Below are 10,916 nucleotides of genomic sequence, written 5' to 3'. Positions count from 1 at the left end.
TCTGTTCCCTTGTATCTCAATTGTCGGATGTCCGACATCCCGTCCTTTACTTCTTCCTTTGGAAATCGAAAGAATATGGAGGGAATTTAAACAAAAATAAAAATTAAAAAGTCAACTTCGGGCCCGAAGCCAACGCTATATTTCCATATAAGAAGAAGGGGAGAAGCATTCAAACTAATTCTTAAATTTTCAAAAAAATGCAGAAAAATCGGATGCGAATGTCGGACGTCCGACATTCGAAAGAAAGTCCAGGTACATGGTTGACACCATGCTTAATTTTAAACATTTTCCCTTCTATGCTATCCGCTCCGGAAGAATTTATTTGGGGGAGTCCAGATCCTAAAGAACTTAGGATATTATTACCACTTGCCTTTCCGGAATGTTTAAGATTAATTGAAGGCAAGGCTGGGCTTGTCGCTCTGGTCTCAGAATCGGACCCTTCCTCCTTGGAGGAGGCAGCTTCCTGGGGGTACGGAGAAGAAGGATTTTTCTATCCCTTCCTAACAAAGGGATCCCAAATCCGCAGCCGTTTAGAGGACAGCAAAACTCCATTCTTTTTGCCTAGAACGAAAGAATTGGAATTATTCCGGGATGACTCTCTGGGATGCCTGCTGTCCCCAGTTTTACTGAATGGCAGAATGTTTGGATTCTTCCTAATGGAACTTCCAAACGAAGCAGAAGAAAAACAAATTTTACTCGTACATTTACTTTGCCAGAAGGTGGCTGGACTCTTCAAAAAAGACTCCGGACCTTCTTCTTTTTATAAAACTTTCGAGGACCTGGGCCCGGATCCTCTGGGGGAGTTACTTTTCCGATTGGGAAATGGAAAAGGATCCCAACTCGAAAAATTCAAAGAATCTCGGACTATCTGTATTTCCGGCCCTGCTTCTTCTGGAAAAAAAACCTTAGCAAAATGGATCCAAAAAAGGGAATTTCCCGGTCGGCCAATTTTGACGGTTTCGATCCTCCCGGAACAAGCATCGAAGTTGGAAAAGGCTCTGATCGATTGGGAAAAAATGGCCGAGTCTGGGACCCTAATTTTAGAAAATTCGGAGAATTATTCTTTGGCCCAGCAAAGAATCCTGTTCGAATATTCTCAGAGAAAGTCCGGAAAATCCCGTCTTATATTTTTAGAAAACTCAAACAAAAAATCAATAGAAGAGTTTTTATATTTTCGTTCTCTTTTGGCCGAAAATAGGTTAGAATTGCCCGCTTGGAAAGATTGGGCAAAATCGGATAAAATAGCTGCGGTTGGTCCAATTTTCCATGAGGTCTGTGAGCTGCATGGTCGCCCTGATTTGGCGCTCTCCGAAGAGGCAATCGTTTCTTTAGTGGAAGGAGTTTCCTGTCAAAGTTTAGAGGATCTCCGAAATGCGATCGAAGAAGCTGTTTTAAATTCCGGCTCGGGAGAGATCCGAAATTCCGATCTGAAAAAAGAAGGTTCGAAAGGGATTTCTCTTCCGGATCCGGAGGACTTGGATTTGCGAAAAGCTGTGGAAGCCGTGGAACGCCAAAAAATTCTTTTGGCGGATAAATTATTCGGCGGAAATCAAATACGAATGGCAAAGGCGCTTGGGATTTCCAGGGGATCTTTGCAATATAAATTAAAAAACCTGGGTTTGGGTTAAAATTTTGGAATTAGATTCCTTATACGAAGAAAGAAAAACTCCTGCCGGATTTTTAGTAAAAGTCCGCTTGGGAAAAATGACGTACGTAGTTTTTACCTCCCGGGGCCCTGAGGTCCCAAAAGGAGCCAAAAACCAGTCCATCGTAGTTCCGGTGCCGAGGATCGTATTTTTAGGGGAGGATTTTGACCTTTCCCATTTTAGGTTAGGGGAACTAAGTTTCGTAAACGTAAAGCAGGGAAAGCTTGTGATCCCATACCAACATTCCAGTTCCGGAAACGAGGTCCGAACTATCTTCCTGAATAGCGGAAGTGAATGTGATATTTTACCGGTAATCATCTACCATTACGAGAGGGTGGATAGTCTGCTCAAAGCTAGGGAAGAGGGTGTGGAAATGCACCACCTTGTTTTGGATGAGGAGTTCCCTCGCCAGGAATTGGTAGCGCTGAAAATCAGGTTTCCTTCCTTGAACATGCTCATCATCAAAAGAAAGGTGGCCCAAAAGATTGGGGCAGTAGGAGAGAAGCCGTCTCCCGGAAAAGAGGAACTGGAAAAAAGTCTGAGGGAAGAATCCAGCATAGTAGATTTCAACAAGGTCCGAGCTACGGATTTATTGGAGAAAGGAAACCTGAACATGCACTCCAAAAATCCGGTTTTTTTGGCCAGGATCCATCTCCGTAAAATGGAGTTGGAAAAAGTAAAACAATTACTTTTGGAATTTACACTAAAGGCGGAAGAAGTTGCATTCATTCGAACCTTCTTGGACGTGATGATCCGAAACGAAGATAATAAGGAAGAGCTAAAAGGCTGGGCACCTAAATTAAAAAATTTAGATGAAGGTTTTCGACTCGCCGGCTTAATTTTAGAAACTAGAGAAAAAGAATTCGAGGCAGAACTAGAAAAGGGTTTTTCCAAAGATATCGCGAGTATGGTTTATGCACTTTTGGAAAAAGAGCAGGACCGGGCTGAGAACAAAGAGCAAGAAATCGTACTTTGGGAATGGAAGCTCCGGGCCAAGAGACTGTTCCGAAAGACCGCTTAAATTCCTAGAAAAACGGTAAAAAAAGCTTCCATTTCCCTTAAAAATGGTTAAAAATGGGCTATACTGTCATGTTTTTTCGAATGAGACATAATTTTTTGGCACAGTTCTTGCTTATTGCTGCCCTGACTCTGGGCTCTAACTCTGCCTTTGCGGAAGAGGGTTCCGACTCAGAACTTTCTTCTCAAATTATTGTCGAGGCGGAAGAGTCCATTTCGGAAGAACTAAAATCCATCTACCAAGAAGAAGTGGATCAAGTGCTTGCCGAGGGAATTTCTTATTCGGAAGAAGAAAGATTATCCGACTTTCCGGATTTGGATTCTCTCCTTGCGGATGAAGTTGTTCCTACCAGAGTCGCAAAAATTTCCAAAGATCAAAAAGTGGAAAAGAGGAACCGTTCTGATTCCAAGTTTGGAATCCAGAATCGGAAATTTGCTTCTGAAATTTTTTCAAGGTCTTCGGTTTTTTCTCAAAACTGTTTACTTGGTCTAAATGCTGTATTGCTGAATTTGAAAATCGGGCAGGGGGCCCAACTGGAGTTCCTACCAGGCTCCGGACCCAAAGGGAAGTCTGGCACTCATGAGACCTCTTCCGATGCTGGGGTTACTTATGGGGAAGCCCTATCCGGATGCTCGGATGTAATTTCTGTTTATCTAAGCGGGAAAGACTCTCACCGCGGATCATTCTGCTTCGTTGAAAAGCAAAGAAATCTGTCTTTAGGGTCGGGAGTTCCTACCACTGGGGCTGACGATTTAGGCAAAGACGTAGAAAGTGCACTTGGGACCGGATGGAAGCAAGGATCCGGCAGAATAGGGGGCATGGTTTGGGCATCCGAGAAATTCGTCAAAAACCGGGTCTTCTCCTGGGTCGACCTCGGCAAAGAGCCGGAATTAGGGAAGGCTGTATCAGACGACTCTGGACTCCGGGTGGCAACTGGAAAGTCATCCGTTAATAAAGTAGGAACTCCCGTTACAGGCCAAGAGCTGCAGCCATCACTCGAAAAGGTATCAGTTAAGGCCGGACAAGGCTCACATAAATTTTCTTCTGGTCGTCCGACCCCAGAAATTCTAACTTAACAAATATGGCCGTGAAGATCAAACGAACCTCTTTTCAGAGGCTTTTGAATGCGATGAAGAAAGTTACTAGCGAGGTGAACGATCACGAAATTCTTCGCAGATTAGAAACTCTTATGGTCACTAGCAAAGAAGATCTCAATCAGGCCGTGGTCCGCTCTCTTTTAGAAAATCCTTTAGACTTCGATCCTAAATCTGTGCCTGAGCCTTATGCTCAGTATGTGAGACATTTCGTATATATGGTGAAACGAAATAAAAAAATGGGATTGGATGTGAACTTCGATGCAAGCGCAATCGATTCAAAAAAGGACAAGAAGAAGTTAACTGCTCCCAAAAAATCAGCCCCTGCCAAAAAACAGACGCCCGCTCGCAAAAGAGCCTAAATTTCAAAAAATTCCCTGTGTGTAGCACAGGAACAAAATGCAGTTTTCGCAAATGGGCAGAATCTGCTATTAAATGCCCATAAATGGGCAACTATATGCATAAATAGTCATTTATCGCCGAAAAGTCGACTTCAAGCGCCCGGATTAGGGCTTTTGTGCAAGTGCCTAATTATAAGCAAGAGGATTGGATAATTGTCCAGACCAACTCGATGCATTGTACCCGGGGCGCTCGGCGGGATTGTAGAAAAAGGGGCTCCCTTTCGAAGGTATGTGGCCTCCAAGCTAATGCTCTCTATTTCGTCATTAAAACCAAAAGATCCTTTCAGGCTGGCAGTAGTATAAGGCGTCAATTCGGCCATCCGGCTCAATCTTTGGATGTCCAAATATTGGCATTTAATTGTCTCAATTAGGTGCGATTCTGCCCGGAGAGTGGGGCAAAGAATCAATACGGAATAGTCGAGATGACTCCTTTTTGCTTTTCGAAAGAAGACTTCTGGCGGCTGCCTTGGTGTTTCGGAAAAATACTGCAATTTCATTGATTCTTTCCAAGGGGGCCCTAAGGAATCTTTCGGGCCAACTGTCCCTTTCTGGGCATCTAATCCAAAATCCTTATCATTCGTTGTTTCGTGTTCGTGTCTCTATAAAACAGCCCAGCATGGGGATCTCTCGCCCATCTTTAATGCCAATATATATGTCATTTAGTCATGTGTATCCGATTTACACCCCCATGAGGTTTTGACAGGCTCGAGAATTACTTTCTTCTTGCGAAAGGAGAAGGTTCGTAGATCCTCTTCCAATGGCCGAAGTAATCAAGTTGAGAGTAAAATGCCATGCCTGCTCAAATTTAATCGAAGGTTCCGCCAAATATGGTGGCGGTCACTATGTTCCAGAAGGAGTAGACTTCGAATTCGTGGCAATTGGAAAGGTAGAAACGCCTAAGGGCCGCCGAGTAAAGGCTGAGATCACTGCAAATTGTCCGAATTGTGGGGTTCGGTGCAAGTGGACAATTTAGAAAGCAGAATATTAAGCAGAAAACGGATTAAAATAAAACATAATAAAGATTATAAACAAGCAAAACTATAAAATCTTAAATATTGCTTAAAATTAGGTAAATGAATTTCGCCACCCCACTCTTTTTATTTTTCTTTCTGCTTATATTTGGGCTAAGATGGGTTTTGCCTAAGCTAAACGCTCTTCCGGAATGGATCCTGAAGTCTTTTTTGATAGCTGGGAGCTATTTTTTCTATATGTCTTGGAATCCCAAGTTTGGGCTCCTTCTTTTCGGGACAACGATCTTGGATTATTGGATCGGAAAAACAATGGATCAAAAAGAAGGTAGAGCGCGGGCGACCTTACTTACTTTTTCATTGGTTTTGAATCTAGGTGTTTTAGCTTTTTTTAAATATTTTATTTTCCTTATGGAGTCCGGAAATGCCGTATTATCGGCATTTGGGCTAAATTTAAGTCTTCCTGTATGGCGCATTGTGCTTCCCGTAGGGATCTCTTTTTACACGTTTCAGTCCTTGAGTTACACGATCGACGTGTTTAGAAGGGAAATTTTACCTGAAAAGAATTTTTGGAATTACGCACTCTTTCTCTCCTTCTTTCCCCAGTTAGTTGCGGGACCTATTGTCCCAGCCAAGACCTTTTTGCCTCAACTCAAGTCTTGGGTAGTATGGAAGGAACTCCCGCTGAGAGAAGGTCTCGTTTTGCTGTTGATGGGAGTATGGAAGAAGGTGGTGATCGCGGATCAACTTTCGATCTTACCGGATTCTTTTTATAGGACTCCTTCTGAATTTTCGAGTGCCTATGCATGGGCAGCAGTTTTCGCTTATTCTCTTCAGATTTATTGTGATTTTAGCGGATATACCGATATCGCTTTGGGGTGCGCTCTTCTTTTGGGCTTTAGGCTGACTGAAAATTTTAGGATGCCTTATCTTGCCTCCGGGTTTTCCGATTTTTGGAGAAGATGGCATATCTCTCTTTCTTCTTGGCTGCGAAATTATTTATACATTCCTTTGGGGGGAAATCGTAAAACCGAGCTAAGGACTTACGTGAATTTGTTTTTAACCATGCTTTTGGGTGGGCTCTGGCATGGAGCCAGCTGGAATTTTGTGGTTTGGGGCGGGGTTCACGGTTTATTCTTAGCCATGGAAAGAATGGGAAAAAAATTTTGGCCCGATTTTTTTTCCGCTACGAATGGACTTGGGATTTTAGGCAGATTTTCCTATAGGATCTTTGTGATCTTTTGTGTAGTTCTTTGTTGGGTATTTTTTAGATCTCCGAATTGGAAAACCACAGGGATCGTTTTCGAAAAACTTTTGGGGTTTTCAACCGGTGCGGATCCCTCGCTTTCTTCTTTGCGTATTTTAATTATCGCATTTTTTCTATTTTTCGCGGCCACCTGGGTCGGCAATCGAGACGAGAAAGACGGTAGTTTTCGTAACTTTTACGAAAATTTGCATCCGCTATTTTTCGGAGCCTTGGTAGGAGTTGGGCTTTTGTTTGCGGTCGTATTCTCTTCCGAGTCACAACCCTTTATTTACTTTGTTTTTTGAACCGGTCTTTGTAGAAAATCTCTGATCTTAGCGTTATCTTCGTAGACCCATATTTTTCCGCTCCCGGATTCACAATGTAAAACTCGCGTCGGTTCTCCGTAAAAGGACTTGATCCTGGATTCTCCTAGGCCATCCGGTAATATCGCAATCGGTCCTTCCGGCGGGAATAGGAACCATTCTTTGTTGGAGACCGAATAAGAGCCCTCAAGTGTGCTGAAATCTATCGGATAAGCGAGGACCCTTTTTTCGGAATATGCGAGGATCCTTCTTGCTTTGCGCGGTTCTGAAAGTACGAAAACAAATGAATCTTTTTCTTTCCATTCGTCTACGCAGACTGTTTCAGGTGGCCGGATAGATTCGCTCGGATCTCTGAACTGTGCTTCTCCTTCTCCAAATATTGCAAATACCCCGAGGCCGAATAAGAGTCCTAAAAAAGCGAAATTTCTAGAATGACTGAGATAGTTTTGGTTTTGAACGGAAGGTAAAATCCCAAATAGAACCGGGACCATCACAATTGCCGGGATGCTGTATTTAAGCGAATTTTCGCCGGAATAGAGCCCGAGTAAGGGGGGCAGAAGGCATAGGCTAAGTTGGAAATATCCTAAAAATCCGTAACTATGCCCTGATTCTTTTCCTTTTCTTAAACATAGGACCCCGCCCAGGATCGCAAATAAAAGAAAGACACCTGATAATTTTAAGCTCAGGATCGAGGCAAAAAAATCACTCCACCAGTGGGAGATCGACTCGAGTGTGGAAAGTTTTTTAGGTGAGTTGATGGCTAAAAATATTTTTATCAGAGAATGAAGTCCGAGTCCGATGAGCCCGGTTGCAAAAAATCGGATGGAGATGAGTGGGAAAGAAGTTCCCCAACGACCGTACCTTCTCGCCCATGAAAGTGCCGCCGGTAGATACAATTCCAAGATTAAGATCCTATCCGAAAGTGTAAGTATGGAAAGCAGTGGGAAAATGGAATATTTCGGTATCTTAACCTTCTCTCTTCTTAGATAAGGCCAGATCCAGAGCGTTGTGAGAAAGGCGCTTATATGTACGGATGGAAAATATAAAAAATACAATAATGGAAATTTTTCAGCGATCAATAATATGGAAGAAAGTGAGAGTAAGCTGAATACATAACTTTGGGGTCTGGGCATTTTCGGTTCCATTGCCCGGACGAATTTTCCTAATAGATATGCGAGTAGAGATGTTTGGAAGATCGCGTAAAATGTTAAGGTCCTGAAAACATTCTCCGTTATATAGCCGAATATAAAAACGATCGGTAGGTCCGGAAAAAAATAAGGTGTGGGGGCAAATGACCAGGTCCTTAAGGAGCCTCCGTCCCGAAGAACATCGATTAAAACGGAAGGAAGATACAGAGCTTCCATGTTCCAGAAAATTTCTTTAGGTGCGGTAAATAGGGAAAATATAAGTGAGACTAGGAAAATAATTATCGAAGTCCAGAGCCAAACCACTTGGGAATCCTGGCCAATGCCTCATCCTAGGTAAAGTAGAAAATGCAACAATTTCTGGACAAACAGGCAATTACTTTCAGTTTATGGAGCTGTGTTCCGTTCCAAGTTAACGATCTTATTTTCCGTTGCGATCTCCGTATTTTTTTTGGACTTCTTCTTGTTTCGATACACGTTTTGGCTCTTGCCTAACGAATCTTCTTGGGGCGCGGATTATTTTTATAATTTTTTACACGAGTTTAAAACTTTCGAAAAGATTTCGAAGCAGAAATTCCGCGTATTAGTAATAGGTTCCAGCGTTACGGGTTATTCCATTAATCCCAAGGATCTAGAGAAAGAGCTTCGTAAGATCACTGGGAAGGATTTGGACGTCGTCTTTTTATCTTACGCGGGTATGCCCCCTTTGGATGTGTACTTGATGAAGAACCAATTCCTAAGTTTATCTCCGGATCTTGTGGTGTATCCGGTAAACTTTGTGGATTGGAGATTGTATAGGACCTATGTTCTGGATCCGAAGAATGGTAAAAACGAAACTGCGGAAGAATCCAAGCTCATTCTGGATGCCTTGGATTTTAGGGATGCTCCTCAATCTAAGATCATTTTTCCTTGGGAAACGCTCGTGGAGTTTTGGGATTTGATCGGATTGGAGAAAAGTTCGGAATATCTAGCGGCTTCACTCTTCGGTTCGTATCGTTATAAGGAAATTTATTGGAAAATTTCTTCTTCTCTTTATGAGCATCGTTTTGGTAGGAACACCAGCTTTAGGGAATACAATGGTGTGGATATTCCGGAAAAAGTGACGTTCCGAGGATGGACCGGGAAAGTTTTTTCTTTCCAGCCGAAACCTTATATGGCTCGCAAAGGTTTTTATATCCAGGTAGTGGAAGAAGTCCTGAAGGACGGAAAGCTCATCCTGGACTTGGAAAATTCTTCTCATACCGTAAAACAAACCTTGGAGTTTACGAGTCCAGGTTGGAAAAAAATTCTTCTGGATCCTAGATTTTTGAATCAAGGGGAGAAGGAAAACTGGATCCGGGCGGAACTTTCCAATACTTGGATCCCATATTTTGCGGGAGCGGAGCATAAAGATTGGGCTCGGGATGTTCTCGGAATAAGGCTCCAACAGATTTTCGGGAAAGAAGATGATCTTTCGATTTTGGATAGAAAGCCGGTTCGAGAAGAAAGGTTGGAAGACCTACGCTTTCTAGGGATGTCCGATAAGCAATATGAGGAATATTTTTATTTTCGTCTTCTGACAGACCTAAAAAAAAGACCAGGATTACAGTACATTCAGGTGCTCGCGGACTCTAAGAAGAAGATCGCAAAGGAGAAGTTCCGTCCTATTCTTCATTTTCGTTATATGAAGAAGCTCATTTCTTTTTTCAAAGAGAAGGATTTGCCGTTTCTCTTAATAAACAATCCTGAAAACCCGGTAAGCCTTTCCTGGTATGGGAATTCGGAATGGTATAAAGAGCATTTGTCTTATCTGAAAGAAATCAGCGGAGGCGGGGACAATTTTGTGGATCTAAGCCGGACTCTGCCTTCGACTGATTTTTGGGACTTTCATCATCTTACGTATGCCGGAACTCAAAAGATGAATTCTAAGTATGCAGCGCTCATCGCTAAATTTGTCGAATGACAGTCCGGGGTCTCGGGAAAAAATAGAAAAAAACAATAATAGCGGGCTTTGAGTTCGCGAGCGGTCAATAAGTTCTATGAGCAAAATTAACGTAGCTGTTTTGGGAGCCACCGGCTCCGTCGGGCAAAGGTTTATCCAACTTTTGGAAAACCATCCTTATTTTCAGGTAACCCATCTATGCGCATCCGAGAATAGCGCAGGCAAAACATATGCGGAAGTCATGAAGAAGCGTTGGAAGATCTCGGGAGAGATCCCTAAATATGCTCGTGACATAATTATCACTTTGCCGGACCCAAAGATTACCCAAGGTGCTAAATTGGCTTTTTCCGGTTTGGACGCTTCTATCGCAGGAGAGGTGGAAACTTCTTTTGCCGAAGCCGGTATCCATATTATTTCCAATTCTAAAAATCATAGAATGGTCGAAAACGTTCCTCTTCTTTCTGCGGAAGTGAACGCGAACCATTTGGATGTACTCTCCAGCCAAAAAACTCCGGGAAAGATCGTGACTAACTCCAATTGTACGATCATGGGAGTCACCATCTCTCTTAAACCTCTCTACGAAAAATTCGGTATTGAGTCCGTTATGTTATTCTCCATGCAGGCTATCTCCGGAGCCGGTTATCCAGGAGTTCCTACCATGGATATTTTAGGAAACGTAGTCCCTTTTATCGGTGGAGAAGAAGATAAGGCGGAGATCGAACCTTTGAAATGTCTGGGAAAGACAGAAGGTGGAAAGATCGTACTCGCTGATTTTAAAATTTCCGCTCATTGCAATCGAGTCCCTGTTTTTGACGGGCATACGGTTTGTGTTTCCGTAAAATTCAAGAAGAAGCCGACAGAGTCCGAAATTTTAGAAGCCTGGTCTTCTTTTAAGGGTGAGCCTCAAGAATTAAAGTTGCCTCTCGCTCCGGATTTTCCGATTCTTTATCGTCAAGAAGAAGACAGACCCCAGCCTCGTTTGGACCTGGAAACAGGGAGAGGGATGACTACCGTAGTGGGAAGACTTAGACCTGATCCGATTTTAGATTGGAAATATGTTGTCCTAAGTCATAATACGGTCCGTGGGGCTGCCGGTGCCGCGATTTTAAACGCGGAATTGATGTATCGGAAAAACCTACTCTAGTCGAAGAGGA

The 10,916-nt window shown here is 42.9% G+C and carries 9 protein-coding genes; 8 read left to right on the top strand and 1 reads right to left on the bottom strand.

From position 1 onward, the window contains the following. Positions 1–218: 218 nt before the first annotated feature. From AB3N61_RS19005 to AB3N61_RS18980, 6 genes are all read left to right on the top strand, one after another. Positions 219–1,628, top strand: coding sequence for a helix-turn-helix domain-containing protein (locus AB3N61_RS19005; RefSeq protein WP_367899255.1), 1,410 nt, complete (start codon positions 219–221; stop codon positions 1,626–1,628). Positions 1,629–1,632: 4 nt separating this feature from the next. Beyond that, on the top strand, positions 1,633–2,667 hold the full coding sequence (locus AB3N61_RS19000) for a hypothetical protein (RefSeq protein WP_020770130.1): 1,035 nt from the start codon (positions 1,633–1,635) through the stop codon (positions 2,665–2,667). Positions 2,668–2,762: 95 nt separating this feature from the next. Beyond that, positions 2,763–3,740 (top strand): hypothetical protein, encoded by a 978-nt coding sequence (locus AB3N61_RS18995; RefSeq protein WP_367899254.1) that lies wholly within the window; start codon positions 2,763–2,765, stop codon positions 3,738–3,740. Between the two features lie 5 nt (positions 3,741–3,745). Continuing rightward, the gene (locus AB3N61_RS18990; protein ID WP_036089777.1) at positions 3,746–4,120 is read left to right on the top strand and encodes a phosphatidylinositol phospholipase; all 375 of its coding nucleotides are present in this window, start codon (positions 3,746–3,748) and stop codon (positions 4,118–4,120) included. 796 nt (positions 4,121–4,916) lie between these two features. Further along, positions 4,917–5,132: a hypothetical protein gene (locus tag AB3N61_RS18985; protein WP_081603590.1), complete on the top strand. Its 216-nt coding sequence runs from the start codon at positions 4,917–4,919 to the stop codon at positions 5,130–5,132. A 100-nt stretch (positions 5,133–5,232) separates the two neighbouring features. After that, the gene (locus tag AB3N61_RS18980; RefSeq protein WP_367899253.1) at positions 5,233–6,678 is read left to right on the top strand and encodes an MBOAT family O-acyltransferase; all 1,446 of its coding nucleotides are present in this window, start codon (positions 5,233–5,235) and stop codon (positions 6,676–6,678) included. On the opposite strand, the gene AB3N61_RS18975 is transcribed toward AB3N61_RS18980, so the two are convergent. Continuing rightward, complete coding sequence (locus AB3N61_RS18975) at positions 6,663–8,060, bottom strand: hypothetical protein (protein WP_020770099.1); 1,398 nt, start codon at positions 8,058–8,060, stop codon at positions 6,663–6,665. The two genes, AB3N61_RS18980 and AB3N61_RS18975, sit on opposite strands and share 16 nt — an antisense overlap. Positions 8,061–8,238: 178 nt before the next feature. Here AB3N61_RS18975 and AB3N61_RS18970 point away from each other — a divergent pair, with 178 nt between their 5' ends. Together AB3N61_RS18970 and asd are read left to right on the top strand one after the other, a co-directional pair. Further along, positions 8,239–9,783: a hypothetical protein gene (locus AB3N61_RS18970; protein WP_367899252.1), complete on the top strand. Its 1,545-nt coding sequence runs from the start codon at positions 8,239–8,241 to the stop codon at positions 9,781–9,783. A gap of 76 nt (positions 9,784–9,859) precedes the next feature. Continuing rightward, on the top strand, positions 9,860–10,906 hold the full coding sequence (asd, locus tag AB3N61_RS18965; protein WP_367899251.1) for an aspartate-semialdehyde dehydrogenase: 1,047 nt from the start codon (positions 9,860–9,862) through the stop codon (positions 10,904–10,906). Positions 10,907–10,916 lie beyond the last annotated feature (10 nt).

The organism is Leptospira sp. WS58.C1, assembly GCF_040833995.1.
GTDB classification, from domain to species: domain Bacteria; phylum Spirochaetota; class Leptospiria; order Leptospirales; family Leptospiraceae; genus Leptospira_B; species Leptospira_B cinconiae.
Note: the sequence above shows the minus strand (reverse complement) of the source record. Positions and strands in the feature narration are given on the sequence as shown.

What these genes read in the sequence shown, in the direction of transcription:
- AB3N61_RS19005 (WP_367899255.1), top strand. Translation starts at nt 219, where the DNA reads ATGTCGGACGTCCGACATTCGAAAGAAAGTCCAGGTACATGGTTGACA.
- AB3N61_RS18990 (WP_036089777.1), top strand. Translation starts at nt 3,746, where the DNA reads ATGGCCGTGAAGATCAAACGAACCTCTTTTCAGAGGCTTTTGAATGCG.
- AB3N61_RS18985 (WP_081603590.1), top strand. Translation starts at nt 4,917, where the DNA reads ATGGCCGAAGTAATCAAGTTGAGAGTAAAATGCCATGCCTGCTCAAAT.
- AB3N61_RS18980 (WP_367899253.1), top strand. Translation starts at nt 5,233, where the DNA reads ATGAATTTCGCCACCCCACTCTTTTTATTTTTCTTTCTGCTTATATTT.
- AB3N61_RS18975 (WP_020770099.1), bottom strand. Translation starts at nt 8,060, where the DNA reads ATGGAAGCTCTGTATCTTCCTTCCGTTTTAATCGATGTTCTTCGGGAC.
- asd (WP_367899251.1), top strand. Translation starts at nt 9,860, where the DNA reads ATGAGCAAAATTAACGTAGCTGTTTTGGGAGCCACCGGCTCCGTCGGG.